At 62.9% G+C, this 16692-nt stretch carries 16 protein-coding genes and 1 tRNA gene; 6 read left to right on the forward strand and 11 right to left on the reverse strand.

Annotated features, from left to right (window positions below; genetic code table 11):
• The first annotated feature begins 84 nt into the window (after positions 1 to 84).
• The 3 genes from A3A9_RS0111980 (at position 85) to A3A9_RS0111990 (ending at position 2865) form a co-directional block, all read left to right on the forward strand.
• On the forward strand, positions 85 to 1035 hold the full coding sequence (locus tag A3A9_RS0111980; RefSeq protein ID WP_027031317.1) for an acetyl-CoA carboxylase carboxyltransferase subunit alpha: 951 nt from the start codon (positions 85 to 87) through the stop codon (positions 1033 to 1035).
• 260 nt (positions 1036 to 1295) lie between these two features.
• Complete coding sequence (locus A3A9_RS0111985) at positions 1296 to 2615, forward strand: L,D-transpeptidase family protein (RefSeq protein WP_027059002.1); 1320 nt, start codon at positions 1296 to 1298, stop codon at positions 2613 to 2615.
• A gap of 7 nt (positions 2616 to 2622) precedes the next feature.
• A complete protein-coding gene (locus tag A3A9_RS0111990; protein WP_027059003.1) occupies positions 2623 to 2865 on the forward strand; it encodes a sulfurtransferase TusA family protein in 243 nt (80 codons plus the stop codon).
• Positions 2866 to 2868: 3 nt separating this feature from the next.
• On the opposite strand, the gene A3A9_RS0111995 is transcribed toward A3A9_RS0111990, so the two are convergent.
• Both A3A9_RS0111995 and A3A9_RS0112000 read right to left on the reverse strand, forming a co-directional pair.
• Positions 2869 to 3984 (reverse strand): CobW family GTP-binding protein, encoded by a 1116-nt coding sequence (locus A3A9_RS0111995; protein ID WP_027059004.1) that lies wholly within the window; start codon positions 3982 to 3984, stop codon positions 2869 to 2871.
• A gap of 3 nt (positions 3985 to 3987) precedes the next feature.
• Positions 3988 to 5151 carry a D-alanyl-D-alanine carboxypeptidase family protein gene (locus A3A9_RS0112000; RefSeq protein WP_027059005.1) on the reverse strand — a complete coding sequence of 388 codons (1164 nt, stop codon included), beginning with the start codon at positions 5149 to 5151 and terminating at the stop codon, positions 3988 to 3990.
• Positions 5152 to 5419: 268 nt separating this feature from the next.
• On the opposite strand from A3A9_RS0112000, the gene A3A9_RS0112005 reads away from it, so the two are divergent.
• The 3 genes from A3A9_RS0112005 (at position 5420) to A3A9_RS0112015 (ending at position 7532) form a co-directional block, all read left to right on the forward strand.
• The gene (locus A3A9_RS0112005; RefSeq protein WP_027059006.1) at positions 5420 to 6583 is read left to right on the forward strand and encodes a M20 aminoacylase family protein; all 1164 of its coding nucleotides are present in this window, start codon (positions 5420 to 5422) and stop codon (positions 6581 to 6583) included.
• An 85-nt stretch (positions 6584 to 6668) separates the two neighbouring features.
• Positions 6669 to 6745: transfer RNA gene (locus tag A3A9_RS0112010), tRNA-Arg, on the forward strand.
• Positions 6746 to 6983: 238 nt separating this feature from the next.
• Complete coding sequence (locus A3A9_RS0112015; protein WP_027059007.1) at positions 6984 to 7532, forward strand: glutathione peroxidase; 549 nt, start codon at positions 6984 to 6986, stop codon at positions 7530 to 7532.
• A gap of 83 nt (positions 7533 to 7615) precedes the next feature.
• Here A3A9_RS0112015 and A3A9_RS0112020 read toward each other — a convergent pair whose 3' ends face one another.
• The 9 genes from A3A9_RS0112020 to A3A9_RS0112060 form a co-directional block, all read right to left on the reverse strand.
• Positions 7616 to 8503, reverse strand: coding sequence for an MBL fold metallo-hydrolase (locus A3A9_RS0112020; RefSeq protein WP_082222027.1), 888 nt, complete (start codon positions 8501 to 8503; stop codon positions 7616 to 7618).
• An 81-nt stretch (positions 8504 to 8584) separates the two neighbouring features.
• On the reverse strand, positions 8585 to 9118 hold the full coding sequence (locus A3A9_RS41745) for an exopolysaccharide production repressor protein (RefSeq protein WP_051370876.1): 534 nt from the start codon (positions 9116 to 9118) through the stop codon (positions 8585 to 8587).
• A gap of 169 nt (positions 9119 to 9287) precedes the next feature.
• The gene (locus A3A9_RS0112030; RefSeq protein WP_027059009.1) at positions 9288 to 9641 is read right to left on the reverse strand and encodes a cupin domain-containing protein; all 354 of its coding nucleotides are present in this window, start codon (positions 9639 to 9641) and stop codon (positions 9288 to 9290) included.
• A gap of 128 nt (positions 9642 to 9769) precedes the next feature.
• Positions 9770 to 10663, reverse strand: a complete 894-nt coding sequence (locus tag A3A9_RS0112035) for a sugar phosphate isomerase/epimerase family protein (RefSeq protein ID WP_027059010.1) — start codon at positions 10661 to 10663, stop codon at positions 9770 to 9772.
• A 169-nt stretch (positions 10664 to 10832) separates the two neighbouring features.
• On the reverse strand, positions 10833 to 11771 hold the full coding sequence (locus tag A3A9_RS0112040) for an ABC transporter substrate-binding protein (protein ID WP_027031355.1): 939 nt from the start codon (positions 11769 to 11771) through the stop codon (positions 10833 to 10835).
• An 81-nt stretch (positions 11772 to 11852) separates the two neighbouring features.
• Positions 11853 to 12851, reverse strand: coding sequence for an ABC transporter permease subunit (locus A3A9_RS0112045; RefSeq protein WP_027059011.1), 999 nt, complete (start codon positions 12849 to 12851; stop codon positions 11853 to 11855).
• Entirely contained in the window at positions 12848 to 14392 is a 1545-nt protein-coding gene (locus tag A3A9_RS0112050) for a sugar ABC transporter ATP-binding protein (protein ID WP_027059012.1), read from the reverse strand. Before A3A9_RS0112050 ends, A3A9_RS0112045 begins: the two co-directional genes overlap by 4 nt.
• On the reverse strand, positions 14389 to 15768 hold the full coding sequence (locus tag A3A9_RS0112055) for an FGGY-family carbohydrate kinase (RefSeq protein ID WP_027059013.1): 1380 nt from the start codon (positions 15766 to 15768) through the stop codon (positions 14389 to 14391). The genes A3A9_RS0112050 and A3A9_RS0112055 overlap by 4 nt, the downstream gene beginning before the upstream one ends.
• On the reverse strand, positions 15765 to 16547 hold the full coding sequence (locus tag A3A9_RS0112060) for a DeoR/GlpR family DNA-binding transcription regulator (protein ID WP_027059014.1): 783 nt from the start codon (positions 16545 to 16547) through the stop codon (positions 15765 to 15767). The genes A3A9_RS0112055 and A3A9_RS0112060 overlap by 4 nt, the downstream gene beginning before the upstream one ends.
• Between the last annotated feature and the right edge of the window lie 145 nt (positions 16548 to 16692).

Here is a 16692-nt window from a genome sequence, read left to right on the forward strand (position 1 = left end):
TGTGAGGACGACATTTCACCGCCCGGAGCCTTGGTTTCAATGGTTCCGCAGTCCTTGCCTTCCGACGTATCGGTCCGCCCAAGCATGTACAATTACCTCGATTTCGAAAAGCCGGTGCAGGATCTTGAGCTCAAGATCCTCGAGCTCAAGAAGCTTGCCGAGAATGGCGAGGCGGTCGACGTCGCCGATGAGATCGCCAGGCTCGAGAAGCGTTCCCACGACGCGCTGCGCGAACTCTACAAGGCGCTGACGCCGTGGCAGAAGGTGCAGGTGGCGCGCCATTCCGACAGGCCGCACTGCGTCGACTACATCAAGGGCCTGTTCAGCGATTTCACGCCGCTCGCCGGTGACCGCAATTTCGGCGAGGACCAGGCGATCGTCGGCGGTTTTGCCCGCTTTCGCGGCGAGCCTATTGCGATCATCGGCCAGGAAAAGGGTTCGGACACGACGAGCCGCCTGAAACACAATTTCGGTTCCGTGCGCCCTGAGGGCTATCGCAAGGCGGTGCGTTTGATGGAGCTTGCCGACCGTTTCAAGATCCCGCTTCTGACCTTGGTCGACACCGCTGGCGCCTATCCCGGCGTCAGTGCGGAAGAACGTGGCCAGGCCGAAGCGATCGCGCGCTCGACCTCTGCCTGCCTTGGCCTGAAAGTGCCGTCGATCTCGGTGGTCATCGGCGAAGGCGGTTCAGGCGGCGCCATCGCCATCGCCACCGCTAACCGCGTCTACATGCTCGAACATGCCATCTATTCGGTGATTTCGCCTGAGGGTGCGGCCTCGATCCTATGGCGAGACACCACCCGCCTGAAGGATGCGGCGACCAATATGAAGATCACCGCGCAGGACCTCCTGCAGATGAAGGTCATCGACGCCATCATCCCCGAGCCGATGGGCGGCGCCCAGCGTGCGCCCGAAACGGTGATTGCCGCGACCGGTGACCTCATCGCCAAGACGATGAAGGAATTTGCCGGCGCCAACACCGATTTTCGCGAGCAGCGCCGCGAAAAATACCTGGCGATGGGCCGCAGTCTTTAACTGCCCCTTGATGGGAAAAGGCCGTGGGAAGCCCGCCTGCCCTGGTCAATGTGGCGGCGATGAGCAATTTCGCCACAAAAATGCCGTCGCATTCGGGTCAATAAAGTTGCCGTGAGGGTTTGGGAAATTGCCGTGAGCGGTTGGTCGAAGCTTGCGGTAAGGAATTTTCAAGGTTAACGGGCTTACGGTCCGTCGGTGTTCAGCATGCGGGTTCGGCGGCTACGACGCCATTGGCCCGAGAGAAAGACATAGCCTTATCCATGTTTGCCAAGCTTGCCCGTACCGGTGTCCTCATCAGCTCGATAGTCGTTGCCGGCTGCAATGATTCGTCGATGAAGGACTTTGCCCCGGAAGCCAACAAGCCGCTGCCGGACAAGATCCTGGCCGACATGAAGGCCAAGGGCATGATCCGCACCTCCTCGGTGATGGCCCGCATCTTCAAGGAAGAGGGCAAGCTCGAAATCTGGAAGGCCAAGACCAACGGCCGCTACGACATGGTGGCGAGCTACGACATCTGCAAATGGTCGGGCAAGCTCGGCCCCAAATACACCGAGGGCGACCGCCAGGCGCCGGAAGGCTTCTATACGGTGCGTCCGGCGCAGATGAACCCGCGCTCGAACTACCATCTGTCCTTCAACATCGGCTTTCCAAACGCTTACGACAAGGCCAATGGCCGCACCGGCCAAAACCTGATGGTGCACGGCGCCTGCTCGTCGTCGGGCTGCTATTCGATGACCGATGCGCAGATCGAGCAGATCTATGCCTTCGGCCGTGATGCCTTCCAGGGTGGGCAGACCGAGTTCCAGGTCGAGGCCTTTCCATTCCGCATGACCGCCGCCAACATGGCGCGCTACCGCAACGACCCGAACTACGAGTTCTGGAAGATGCTGAAGGTCGGCTACGACAATTTCGAGGTCACCAAGGTGCCGCCGAAGGTCGATGTCTGCGAGAAGCGCTATGTCTTCAACCAGGTTGCCGCCGACGGCCAGACCTTCGATCCGACAGGTCCCTGCCCGGCAACCACCCAGCCGGATTCGCTGAAGAGCGCCTACAATGCCTATCAGAGCACCTATGACGCGGCGTTCAACAGCGCGCTCAAGGCCAGCGTGCCGCCACCCAAGCCGACCATCGCCGGCGTCAAGGAAGCCAGCATCGTCTCCGACTGGTCGAAGCGCCGGGCGCGAGGCGAGCGCGTGCCGATCGATCCGCCGTCGCTCAATTCCAATGGCACGGTAACCGAGACGGCGCGCATGGGCCGCATCGATTCACCGGCCGGTCGCAAGATGGCGGCACTTGATGCCGAGAACGCCGCGAAGAAGAAGGCCGAGGAACAGAGGCTGGCCGCCATAGAGGCCGCCAAGCAGGCCAAGGAAGCCGCCAAGGCCCAGGCGCTCGCCGAAAAGGAAGCGGCCAAGGCTGAAAAGGAAGCAGCCAAGGCCGCCAAGGAAGCGCCGGTCGCCACAGCCACCATCGCGGCGCCGGCCGAAGCTGCCCCGGCGGCCGAGACGCAGGCTGCGAACGCCGATGAGAGCCGGGTGACCAAGCTCAAGAACAAGTTGCTCGGCATGTTCGGCGGCTGAGCCTGTCGTGGCCGAGGCTACCGCTATCTATGACCTCAAGGGCCTGAACTGCCCGCTTCCGGTGCTCAAGGCGAAAAAGCGCCTGGCCGGGATGCAGCCGGGCAGTCGGCTGTGGCTCGAAACTACCGATCCGCTCGCTGTCATCGATATCCCGGCATTCTGTGCCGACAGCGGCCATCATCTGGTGGAATCGTCGCCCGTCTCCGGCGGGCATCGATTTCTGGTCGAGCGCGGCGTGCGTAGCGCGTAGGCGCTACAGCCCGGCGATGGCCAGCGGATTGTTTTCCAGCGCCGCGCGGTCAGGTGTGTCGATCGACGGCCGGTTGGTGAAGGCTGCAAACAGCCGTCGCACATAGTCTTCCGGCATGTCGAGCGTGATCAGCACCAGCCGCGTGCCGCGCTGACCATCCGGCCAGGCCGGCAGTCGTGCCGGCGGATGCAGGATCTTCTGCACGCCGTGGATGACCAGCGGGCGTGACGGATCTTCTCTGAGTTCGATCACGCCCTTCATACGCAGCAGCTTCTCACCATGTGTCGAACGCAGCAGGTCGAGAAACATTTCTATGGCTGAAAACGGCACCGGGCCGTCATGGACGAGCGAATAGGAACGCACACGCTGGTCGTGCCGGTGGCCGTGGTCATGATGGTCGTGGTCGTGGTCGTGGCCATCGTGATGGTGATGGTCGTGATCATGCGCCACTTCTTCGCCAAGCCAGCGCCGCACGTCGGCGGATTTGGTGGCGGGATTGTAGAGGCCGCAGTCAAACAGCGCCGCCACGCCTGTTTTCGAATTGCCGGCATCAAGCAGTTCAGCGCCTGAATTGAGCTGCCGCAAGCGCGCCCGCAGCGTGTCGAGGTCGCCGGCATCGGTCACCAGATCGGCCTTGCTGAGTACGATGCGGTCGCCGACCGCGACCTGCTTGACGGCCTCGACATGGGCGTCGAGCGTGGCATTGCCATTGACCGCGTCGACCAGGGTGATGACGCCGTCGAGCCGAAAGGCCTGGACAAGCGCTGGATGCCCCATGATCGACTGCAGCACCGGCGCCGGATCGGCGAGGCCCGTGGTCTCGACGATAACGCGGGCAAGGCGGGCGATACGGCCGGTCTGTAGCCGGTCGACGAGATTGGCCAGCGTGTCGACCAGTTCGCCGCGCACCGTGCAGCACAGGCAGCCGTCGGAAAGCTGGATGATGCCGTCGGAAGACTGCTCGACCAGCAGATGGTCGATCGCCACGTCACCGAATTCGTTGATGATGACCGCCGTATCGGCGAGAGCCGGATCCTTCAGGAGCCGGTTGAGCAGCGTCGTCTTGCCGGCGCCGAGGAAGCCGGTCAGCACCGAGACGGGAATGGGCAAGCCGCTCATTGGCTAGTTGGCACCCTTGGCCGGCTGGTCGCCTTGCGCGTCGGCGCCTACCACTTTCGGGCCGGTGCCTGCCGGAGCCGGTTTGTCGGGCCGCCAGCTCGGGATTGGCACGTCTGCGTAATTCTGATCGCCGAGCGCGATCAGGGCCTTCGGCGCCGGGCCGGTGGCGCCGCCAAGGCCAACGGCGACCAGCGTCGGCACATGGTCGAGCTTCTCCTGATAGGGAGATTTCGGCACATCCTTGGCGGCTACCGGCGGGGCCTCGGACTGCTCCTCCGCCACCTTTTTCTTGCAGATCTCGTCATGCATATCGTTGGGCGAAGTCGTGTCGCCATAAGGTGCCAGCGTGGTGATGGTGGCCGAACCGGTGGCCGGCGCGTCAAATCCCTCGTCGAGCAGTTTCGCCGCCGTCTCCGCACGGCTGACCGCCGACTTCTCGCCAAGCACCACGGCGACCAGCGTGCGGCCATTGCGCGTCGCCGAGCCGATCATGTTGAAGCCGGAAGAACAGACGAAACCCGTCTTCATGCCATCGGCGCCGGGATAGCGGCCGATCAGCAGATTGTAGTTCGGGATCTGCTTCTTGCCGACGGCAAGCCCTTCGATCGAGAACCACGGCGCATATTGCGGGAACTCGCGGCGGATCGCCATCACCAGGACCGAAAGGTCGCGTGCCGTCGTGTATTGGTCCGGCGAGTAAAGCCCGTTGGGATTGACGAAATGCGTGCCGTTCATGCCAAGCCGGGTCGCCTCGGCGTTCATCCTTTCGGCGAAGGCGGCCTGCGAGCCGCCGACATTCTCGCCGACCGCCATTGCGATGTCATTGGCCGATTTGACCAGCATCATCTTCAGCGCATTGTCGAGCCGCATCACCGAGCCCGGCTTGAAGCCCATCTTGCTTGGTGGCTCGCCGGCGGAGTGTTTCGTCACCTTGATCGGCGAATCGAGCTGGACTTCACCGGCCGCGATCGCCCGGAATGTCACATAAGCGGTCATCAGCTTGCTGAGCGACGCCGGATACCAGCGTTTGAAAGCGTCCTGCTGCTGGAGGATCTGGCCGTTCTTCAGGTCGAAGACAACCACCGGATTGGCCAGCGCCGACCCGGCCAGGACCGACAGCATGATTGCGCCAGCCGGGAATAGTTTGAGGAAATGCCTGTGCCGCATGATCAAATCCGAAATCGCCTCTTGCCGTAGTTGCCCCTGGCTCCGTAAGATTTCGTTACGTGACCGGCAGCATAATGAGTCCGACCCTCAAAAACGGACCACATCGTTGCGGTGCTATTTACCCTATGTGACGCCAACATGGCAAAGTGTCTGACAATCACAATCGCAAGAGACCGGGCACAATCGCAAAAGCTCGGCCCCAATCGCAAAAGACCGGCCACAAACACCAGGCTGAAGCCGGCTGCTCCAACCACGAAATGGAACCATCATGCCAATCCTGAACCGCGCCGCTGAAATGCAGGACGAAGTTGCCGGCTGGCGCCGGCACCTGCACCAGACGCCCGAGCTGAACTTCGATGTCTTCAAGACGGCGGCTTTCGTCACCGAAAAGCTGAAAGAGTTCGGTTGCGACGATGTGGTCACCGGCCTCGGCAAGACCGGCGTCGTCGGCATCATCCGCGGCCACCAGGGCGAAGGCGCCACCATCGGCCTGCGCGCCGACATGGATGCGCTGCCGCTCAACGAGATCACCGGCAAGCCCTATGCTTCGACGGTCCCCGGCAAGATGCACGCCTGCGGCCATGACGGCCATACGGCGATGCTACTGGGTGCCGCGAAATATCTCGCCGAGACGCGCAATTTCGCCGGCTCGGTGGCGGTCATCTTCCAGCCGGCGGAGGAAGGCGGCGGCGGCGGCAACGAGATGGTCAAGGATGGCATGATGGAACGCTTCGACATCGCAAAAGTGTTCGGCATGCACAACATGCCGGGCCTGCCTGTCGGCCAGTTCGCCATCCGCCCGGGTCCGATCATGGCGGCTACGGCCGAATTCACCATCACCGTGAAAGGCCGGGGCGGCCATGCCGCGATGCCGCATGGCACGATCGACCCGATCGTCATCACCAGCCAGCTGGTCGGCGCGCTGCAGACGATCGCCTCGCGCAGTACCGATCCGGTCGAGGCGGTGGTGGTCTCGGTGACCAAGTTCCACGCCGGCGACGCCTACAACATCATTCCCGAATCGGCCGAGATCGCCGGCACCGTGCGCACCTTGCGCAAGGAGATCGCCAAGAAGTCCGAAGAGCGCCTCCGCGCCATCTGCGACGGGATGGCGACCGCGTTCGGCGCCAGGATCGAGGTCGACTTCCAGGCAAATTACCCCGTCACCTTCAACCATGCCGAGGAGACGGTGTTTGCCAGCGACGTCGCTGCAAACGTCGCCGGCGACGCCCATGTCCACCGCGCCATCCAGCCGGTGATGGGCGGCGAGGATTTCTCCTACATGCTGGAAGCCCGCCCCGGCGCCTTCATCTTCATCGGCAATGGCGACACGGCCGGCCTCCACAACCCGAACTATGACTTCAACGACGAGGCCATCCCGCACGGCATGAGCTACTGGGTGAAGCTGGCCGAAACGGCGCTGGCGGCCTGATACATCCAACGCGATGGGCTGGCCGATTTGCATTCGGCCGGCCTCTTGGCGAAACGATCCGAAGCGGCTATGTGTCGGGCCGCGTGGTCCCGTAGCTCAGTAGGATAGAGCGGCAGATTCCTAATCTGTAGGTCACAGGTTCGATTCCTGTCGGGATCACCATGCTTTTTGAAGCACTTGGCGAATTTCCATCCGTAGTTTTCGCCTGCAGCGCAGCCACTCGGCAACCGGGCGTGTCTTCTGTCGATCCTAGTAGGCATATGGACACTAGCCGGCGATTTCGGCAGCGAACATAAAGCTGTCTCTCAAGATGCCCAGCAATTTAAGAATGGCTTTCCTTGACGCGAATGGCGAAGGCACCAATGTACAAGCACGATTTCGCCTGTAGGGAATTTTGCTTATGACAGCCTCGATCCAAGACATTCCATTCAACCGCGCCGACGGTTCGAACACGAGCCTTGCCGAATATGCCGGCAAGGTCCTGCTGATTGTCAATGTCGCCTCCAAATGCGGCTTCACCAAGCAGTATGACGGGCTGGAAGCGCTCTACCGGTCGCATCGCGACCAAGGCCTGGTGGTGCTTGGCTTTCCGGCCAATGATTTTGCCGGCCAGGAACCGGGCACGGATGCCGAGATCCAGGACTTCTGCAGACTGACCTACGGGGTTGAATTCCCGGTGCTCGCCAAGATCACGGTGAAAGGACCTCACAAGCATCCGCTCTATCAGGCGTTGATCGAGTCGCAGCCGAAGGCTTTCTTCAAGCCGGGCAGCACGCTGCTCAGCCGACTCGGCGGAAGCGGCGCGGCGCATGCCTCCGGTGAGGTCGGTTGGAACTTCGAGAAGTTTCTGATCGATCGGACGGGAACCGTCGTCGGTCGCTACGGCTCCGACACCGAGCCGCAGGACGAGGTGATCGTCAGCACCATCAGCAGGTTGCTGTCGATTTGACGCCAAACCGAGCAATGAACGCCGCTGCGTACCATGTAGCCTGAGCAGCTAAATGGCACGCTGAAACCGCAGGATCGAAACGCCTACTGAGGCTTATCGCTTGGTGCCCACTTGAAGTGATCCCCATCCTTCTCGATGTGACCAACCCCCGGGAACGGGAAGTGCGGCGCAAAGATCAACTCCTGGTCCTTGGCCAGTTTCGCCAAAGTCTTGGCTCTGTTGTGCTCCGCTTCCGGCTTGTCACCGTCGAAGGCCACCGCCCAGTCCGGCTTGGCAAGCGAGAGGATCGAACTGTGCACGGTATCGCCGATATCGAAAAGCCGTTCTTTCCCGGACTTGATCTGGTAGCCGACATGGCCCGGTGTGTGCCCCTTGAGGGATACCGAGGTGATGCCGGGCGCGACCTGGGCGCCAGCCTTGAACGGTTTGACGCGGTCGGCGATGACCTTGACGATGTCGGCCACATCCTTGTTGGACTTGGCGAAACTCCACTCCACGTCCGACATCCGGATCGTGGCGTTGGGGAAGGCCAGCTTGCCGTCCTTGACCAGTCCACCGATATGGTCGGGATGAGAATGGGTGATCAGGACTTCGTTGACGTCGCCGGGTTTCACGCCGGCTTTCGCCAGGCTGTCCTGCAGCGCGCCACCAACTCCGGTGTCGATCAGCACAATGTTGTTCTTCGATTTCACCAGCAAGGCGTCCACGCTCAGCGTGATGGCATCGGTTGGAGCTCCCGCTGCCTTGAGCAGTTCACCGACTTCCGCGGGGCTATGATCGATGCCGAAGGTCTTGCCGTCGTTGGGTTTGACGAACTGGGCGTCGTGCAGGGCGACAATGTCGAGCTTGCCAAGCTTGAACGTCTTGGCGTCCGGCTGCTGCGCCGGCATCTGCGCCATTGCCAACCCTTGGTGAAGAACCATCAAGGCCGTCATGGCCATCAGCCTGGCCGGGGATTTGAACATCGTCATACGGGGTATCCTGTCGCTGCGGGAGGCGCGACCGTACCGGATTACCCCTTGTACGACAGACAGTTTAGGGGACCGGTCCGATCACAAAGTCGCTAGCGGATATAGGCTCCGGGCATCGTCCGGCAATGGCAGTTCGTAGCTCATACCCGCTTCCTGTGACGACTCCACGGGCTGGCAAAGTGCATAGGCCCTCTCCAGCGCCGCCTCGGCATCCCTGTGCGTTTGCTTTTTCATGATTGCCTCGGCCTTGCCGATGACGCAGTCGAAATAGGCATCATCATCCGCACGGGCCGTGCCTTTCAAGGAAATCGTGGCTAGCAAGCCAATGGCGACGAGCGTCATCAGGCGCACCGGCATCCGGACCTTGGACCCGCTTGCATCCTTGTTTGCTGCCGTCCCCTCAGAGGTTGCCGGCTGGTAAATGAGCCTGACAAGCAGCACAAAATAACCCATCTGCAACAGAACTGCGCTGGCGGCAGCCCATGCAAGAGCAATCCGTAACGACCCGGTTTTAAAATAGGCCGAGATTGCGACGGACGCCGACGTTGCAATCATTCCGATGAGGAACTGAGGAAAGTACATCGCTGCCAACCATTGTGGATCAAGACGGCTCATGCCGCTTTGCCACAGGAGCAAACGCCGTGCCAGACTTCGTGACCCATTACGGTGCATCCGGTGATTGCATGAGTTATTGAGGCAACCGGCGAAACCGATGTGGCAAAGAAAAAACCGCCACGACGAACCATGGCGGGCTTCTTCCAGTTTCGAATGCGATCAGGCCGGCTCAGGCAACCCTGACGACGAAATGCTTGGTCACCGGCTCGATGATCTTCCAGGTTCCCTTGAAATCGGCTTCGACCACGAAGGCGTCGCCGGGCCCCACTTCGACCGGTGTGCCGCCGTCGGGGGTGATGATGATGCGGCCGGCGATCATGTGGACGAACTCATAATCGGTGTAGGTCGCATGATAGGTGCCGGGCGACGCCCGCCACATGCCCGACATCACCTTGCCGTCCGCGGTCGTGTGCTGCACGGCGGTTTGCATGGTCGGCTGGCCCTCGACCGCAATCCAGCCAGGCAGGTCGCCGGCTTCCGCGTGTTCGACGGGGCCGAATTTGAGGATCGTCTTGTTCGTCATGCCGGGCTCCGTTTGCTTATTTGTCTGGAGGTCGGATAGCCGATGCGCATGACGGGAGCAATGCATACACCATGAGGCCAGCGGCGTTACGCACTGGGCAATACAGCTTGGGAAGTCCTGCGACCGCGCTACGGCTTGTGCGGCGCCGAGACGAGTTCCGCCTTGCGCCGCGCGGTCTCCAGCCCAAGGCCGATGAAGGCGCGCGCGTGCTTGGCGAGCGCCATATTGTCGGTCCACAGATTGCGCCAGATGGCGGTTTTCTTCGACAGGTTCTCGTCGACGATCTCTGAGGAAAACGATTCGAAGCTGAGGTCGTCGGCATAGCCGATGGCCGTCAGCGCATCGAAAATCCCTGCGAAGTCGATGTTGCCGGTGCCGAGGAAGCCGCGATGGCTCTCGCCGATATGGACATAGCCGATCTTGGCCGCGGCGTGGCGGATGGCCAGCCCGACATCGGCCTCCTCGATGTTCATGTGGAACGTATCGAGATGCAGGAAGATGTTGTCCGAGCCGGCGTCCTCGATGAAGGCGAGCCCTTGCGCGGCGGTGTTGAGCAGATTGCTTTCGAAGCGGTTGACGATCTCGAGGTTGAGCGTGATACCGGCCGCCTTCGCCGTCTCGGCAACCCTGGCCAGCGTGGCAGCGCTGCGGTTCCATTGGTCGCGCGTCGGTGCCTCGACCTGCAGACCGTGGCTGGCCGACAGGATGCCGGCAACCTTGCTACCGCCAAGATCACGCGTCAGCGCGATGGTCTCCTTGAGGATCTCGACGCCGCGCGCCGCAACCGCCTTGTCGGCGCTCGATATGTCGCCATCACTGGGCAACCCGATGCTGATCGCCACGCCAAGGCCAAGATCGGCGATGCGCTTGGCGAGCCCGCCAATGTCGACATCGGCCGGGTCGAGATAGGAGAATTCGATCAGGTCGAATCCAGCCTCCCTGGTGTTGGCCAGCGTTCGTTCGAGCGCGCTCTGCGCCGAGCTTGCCGACCAGACGAAAGAATGGATTCCGATGCGCGACATGATCGTCTCCGGTTAGCGGCGATGAGGAGGGCGCGGCCGGGTCAGCCCGGCCGCGCCTTAGAGCAATTCCAGGAAAAGTGTGTAGCGGTTTTCCGTTCGGAATTGCGTCAAAACAAAGAGTTAGAGCGGTTCGCCGTTTCCGTGAAACGGCGAACCGCTCTAGGAGGGATCAGCGGGCCGCGGTCCAGCCCTTGTAGTCCTTCAGGTTCTCGGCGGTGATCAGCTTGGGATCGAGCAGCACGATCGGCTCAGCCGGCTTCTTGCCGGCCAGCAAATCAGCCGCCATCGTCAGCGACTGGCCGGCCATCACATAAGGATCCTGCGAGGCCGAGGCCTTGATCATCGACTTGCCGGAAGAGAGCTCCTTCTCGATATCGGGCGCGCCGTCGACCGCGGTGAAGATGAACTCCGAGCGGTTGAGCTGCTTGGCGGCAAGCTGGGCGCCGATCGCCGTCGGGTCGTTGATGGCAAACACCGCGTCGATCTTGTCGAAGCGGGTCAGCAGCGACTGGAACACTTTCAGGCCGCCGTCGCGCGAGCCTTCGGCGTTCTGGTCGTCGGACAGGATCTTGATGTCGGGATGCTGCGCAAGCACGTTCTTGCAGCCTTTCACCCGCTCCAGGATCGAAGACGATGCCGGGCCGTTGAGGATGACGTAGTCGCCCTTGCCGCCGGTGTGGTCGACCAGATACTGGCAAGCCTCCTCGCCGGCCTTGACGTTGTTGGTCATCACGGTGACGTCGGCGCCTGGCGCCGAAACGTCGAAAGCGGCAACGATGATGCCGGCAGCCTGCGCCTTCTTCACCGCAGGCGCGATCGCCTTGGCATCGACGGCGTTGAGCATGATCACGTCGACGCCCGCCGCGATGAAGGAATCGACCTGCGAAACCTGCTTGTTGAGGTCGTAGTCGGCCGACACCGACGTCACCTCGACCTTCGGATTGATCTTCTTGGCCGCGTCCTCGATGCCCTTGATGGTGGCAACGAAGAAGGGGTTGCCGAGCAGGCCGACCGAGATGCCGACCTTGTTCAAGTCCTTGGCCGATGCCGGCGCGATGGCGACGGCCGCGAATGCGGCGCCGCAGAGCAGTTTGGCGATGATCTTCATTACGCTTACTTTCCTCCTGATGCCCCGCGCCTCTCGCGGTGCGTTACACAAGCCGGTCGTTGATGCCGGCGACCAGGTCATTCACGTTCTTGCTCCGGCCTGAAGCCGGTAGCGGTCGAGGGCGACCGCCACGATGATGACCAATCCCTTGATGATGTACTGCCAGATGTCCGAGACACCGGCCAAGATGAGCCCGTTGGACAGAACCGCGATGATCAGGCCGCCGATCAGCGTGCCCCAGATCGAGCCGACGCCGCCGACGAAGCTGGTACCGCCGAGGATGACGGCGGCAATGGCGTCGAGCTCGTAGGACTGGCCGAGCTGCAGGCCGTTGGCGGCGTAGAGCCTTGCCGCCGACATGGCACCGCCGAGACCAGCGAGCAGACCCGAAACGCCATAGACGAAGAGCAGCACCAGCGGCACCTTGATGCCGGTCAGCCGGGCTGCTTCGGCATTGCCGCCGACGGCATAGATCCAGGTGCCGAGCACGGTGCGCTTGAGCACCAGCCAGGACAGCACCACCACCGCGAGCGCGATGATGACCAGCCAGGGAATGCCCAACAGCGAGCCATTGCCGATGAAGTCGAACGGCAGATCGGAGTTGAACACGGTCGTGTCCTGCCCGAGCAGGCGGGCAATGCCGCGCACGGCCGTCAGCGAACCCAGCGTGACGATGAAGGGCGGCAGCCTGATATAGGCGATGAGCAGCCCATTGATGAGTCCGAAGCCGAGACCAGCCAGGATGGCCGCCGGCACGCCGAGCAGGCCCCAGTCCGGCACCAGCGACACCATCACCGCCACCATCGCCGAAGCGGCCAGAATGGAGCCGACAGACAGGTCGATGCCACCGGTCAGGATGACGAAGGTCATGCCGGCCGCAAGCACGATGTTGATCGACGACTGCTGGGTGACGATCAGCAGATTGGTCTCGGTCAGAAAGCGCGGGTTCATGAACTGGAAGCCTGCCGCCAGCAGGATCAGGACAGGCAACATCCCAAGCGCGGCAAAGGCGGTTCGCAACCGCCGGCTTGTGCCGGTGGCCTGGTCGCCAGCGCTGCTCCCGGTCGTCTTCTCGGTCATTGCTGAGCTGCTCCCGTTGCCAGTTCCATGATCTTCTCCTGACTGAGTGGCGTGCCTTCGGATGCCGTCACCTCGCCTGCTATGGCGCCGTCGCGCATCACCAGCACGCGGTCGGCGATGCCGATCACTTCCGGCAATTCGCTGGAGATCATCAGGATGGCGATGCCCCTGTTGGCGAGATTGTCGATCAGCCGGTAGATCTCCGACTTGGCGCCGACATCGACGCCGCGCGTCGGTTCGTCGAGGATGACGACCTTCGGCTCGGTCTCCAGCAGGCGGGCGAGCAGGACCTTCTGCTGGTTGCCACCCGACAGCGAGCCGGCATTGGCCTGCGCCGAGCGGGTGCGGATCGACAGATCCGCGATGGCTTTTGCCGCGCGTCTGTCGGCGGCCGTGAAATCGCGAAATCCGCCGGCCCGCGCATCGCTCGCCAGCACGCCCATGCTGATGTTGTCGGAAATCGACATGTCGAGGAACAGGCCGAGTTCCTTGCGGTCCTCGGTGAGGTAGGCGATGCCCGCATCGAGCGCCTCGCGCGGCGAGCCGATGGAGATCGGTTTGCCGTCGAGTTCCAGCGTGCCGGCGCTGCGCCTGTCGGCGCCGAAGATCAGCCGCGCAAGCTCGGTGCGGCCGGAGCCGACGAGACCCGCCAGCGCCAGCACCTCGCCCTTGTGGAGGTCAAACGAACAGTTCTTCAGCAGGCGCCCGTCGGACATGCCGCGCACCGAGAGCGCGACCACGCGCTTCTCGTCCGGTGGACGATGGTCTTTCTTGTAGAAGGCGGAGAGATCGCGACCGACCATCATCGACACCAGCCGCGAGGCATTGAGGTCGGCGCGCTCCAGCGTACCGACATAGCCGCTGTCGCGCAGCACGCTGACGCGGTCGGCGAGCTGATAGACCTCTTCCATGCGATGGCTGATGTAGATGATGGCGATGCCTTGCGCCTTCAGCGTCGCAATCACCTCGAACAGGCGGTCGGTCTCGCGCGAGGTCAGCGACGTGGTCGGCTCGTCCATGACGATGATGCGCGCATTGGTCGACAGCGCACGCGCAATCTCGACCATCTGGCGCTCACCGAGTGAGAGGCCCGCGACGAGGGCGCGCGCCGGGAAGGAGACGCCGAGCCGCGCGATCATTTCGTTCGCGCGCCGATTGCATTGGTCACGATCGACGAAGCCAAGGCGCCGCGGCTCGTTGCCAAGGAAGATGTTCTGCGCCACCGTCAGATTGGGCGCCAGCGACAGCTCCTGATAGATCACCGCGATGCCGGCAGCGCGCGCCTTGATCGGATCGCCGGTCGCGGCGGGCACGCCATCGATGAGGATTTCGCCGCCGGCATCCGGCCGATAGGCGCCCGACAGCACCTTCATCAGCGTCGACTTGCCGGCGCCGTTTTCGCCCATCAGCGCATGCAGCTCGCCGGCATGGACGCTGAGCGAAACATCCTGCAAGGCGCGGATCGCACCAAAGGTCTTGGAGATGTGGCGCATCTCCAGCACCGGCTGGCGGATCGCTTGCGTCTGCGCGGTCGCGCTCATCGTGCACCACCCGCCATCTTGCCGGCGATGCCGTGTCCGGCAACGAGATCGCGCCAGGCATCGCGGTAGCCGGGAAGGCCGGTGAAGCGCGTCGCATGCGCCGGCTGCGGCGCTTCGGCGGCGAAGTCACGCCCGACGCTTTCGAAAGCGAGCGCCGCCGCGCCCGTGGCGCTGCCCTCCAGCGTGGCGCCTTGCAGGAAGGCCTGGTGGGGACGCAACTGCGCCAACAGCCCGGCGAGCAGGCCGCCAGTGTTCAGCCCGCCATCCACAATCACGGTGTTTTCCGAATGGATCAGGTCGAGGCAGAGATCGACCATCAGCGCCACGTAAAGCAGTGCCACCGCGGCGCGTTCTCCGGCATCGGGCATGCGCCCGACCAGCCGGCCGGGACGGTCGGGTGTCGGCCCGCCCGGCGCAAAGCTCGGCAGCGCCATGATGCCGGCGTCGATCACTTTCTGTACCGAGCCATGCGGGATCGCGCCTTGCCAGCCGCCGCTGATGGTGGCGAATTCGCGCCCGCCCATGAAGCGGATGGTCGGCACCGAGCCGCCGTCGACATCAACATTGACCAGCATGTCGCGGTCACGGTCGAGCACCTCCAGCGGGCAGTCGGGATTGAGCACGATGACCCAGGTGCCGGTCGACACCACGGTCAGCGGGCCAAGCGCTTGCCGGCGATAGGCATGCAGCGCCGCATTGGAATCATGCACGCCATTGTGGATGGCTATCGGTCGCTTGTTTTGACCGAAATGCCGCTTGCCGGTCACGGTGCCTGCCCGCGCGAAGGCCGGCATCTGGCCGCGCCACCCCTCGGCGTCGACCAATGAGGAAAAGTCTCGGGCGCGTGGCGCCCACAAATGCGAATGGCAGCCGAGATAGGACACTTCCGAAGCCGCTTTGCCGCCGAGCCGCCAGCTCCAGTACTGGGGGTAGCCGAGGATCCATTTGGCCGCTGCGAACGCGTCTGGATCGACCTCCTGCAGCCACAGCATATGACGGCCGTAGTTGAAGCCGAGCGGCAGGCGGGGCGAGAACGTCTCGGCGAAATCCGGAATGCGGCGATCGATCCGGGCAGCGATTTCGGCCGGCGGCTCCTGCTCGTAGTCGAGGATCGGGTGCGTCAGCGCGTCATCGTCGACCAGCGCAAAGGTGCAGCCGTGGCCAGAGACCATCAGCCCTTCCACGCCATGGCTTTCGACCGCGTCCGTGACGGCACCGAGCGCCCAATCTTGAAGGGCGGCTTCGTCGAGCACGCTGGATCCGTCCTGGCGTACCCATTTCGGCTGGGTCCGGCGCTCGTCGAGGATGCGCCCGTCCTGGCCGAAGACAAACAGCTTCGAATTGGTCTTGCCGAAGTCGAGGACCGCCACTTTCACGGGACGCCTCCCGAGGTGGACGCAATCCGCACCATGACGCCGGCATCCTCCAGCATGCGCGCATCGGTGTCGGAGAGCCCGTCATCGGTCACCAGCGTGCCGATGCGCGACAGGGGCAGCGCGATATTGCGCGCGTGGATCGACAGTTTACGGCTGTCGGCCAGCACCACGATCTGGTCGGCGCAGAGGCTGAGATCGACAATCGAACGCACCAGCAGCGGATGCGATTCCAGCAGGCCTTCCTGGTTGACGCCTTGCGCGCCGAGAAAGAATTTCGAGGCGTAGAAGGGCGTTGGCTGAGTCAGCGAATGGATGATACCAGGCTCGCGATGCAGGTCGCCACCGGCGACCGTCAGGCTGCAATGGCCATGGTCGCTGAGATAGGCCGCCAGCGGCATCGAGTTGGTGTAGAGGCGGGTGTTGCGCTCGGCGAGCTTGACGCCGAGATGGAAGCAGGTCGAGCCGCCATGAACGATGACCGCGTCGCCATCGCGCACCATGGTCGCAGCTACGGCCGCGATCTGCCGCTTGGCCTCGACGGCGAGGTCGCGGTTCTCATCATAGGGCCGGGCATAGGCAACGCCTGCCTGTGATGCCCCATCGAGCGCCGAGATGCCGCCATAGACCTTCCGCGCCTCACCGGCCTCATCGATCCGGTCGATATCCCGCCTCACCGTCGCTGCCGAAACGCCAAGCCGCTCCTGCAGCTCGCGCACCGAGGCGAACGGGCGGTCCCGCAGCAGTTCAACGATCTGACGCTGGCGGCCGGAGTCGCTCAATTCATTCCTCCCGAAGCCATTTTTCCCATGGCAATTGATGCAACTTACTCAACACTAGTCAGATTGCAAGCCGGTTTTGATGATAGTAGATCACCATTGACGTAAGTCGCTCGCATCTGCGATATCAACGCCGACAGCGGCACGG

It is taken from the genome of Mesorhizobium loti CJ3sym, from assembly GCF_000472785.1.
Classification (GTDB): domain Bacteria; phylum Pseudomonadota; class Alphaproteobacteria; order Rhizobiales; family Rhizobiaceae; genus Mesorhizobium; species Mesorhizobium loti_E.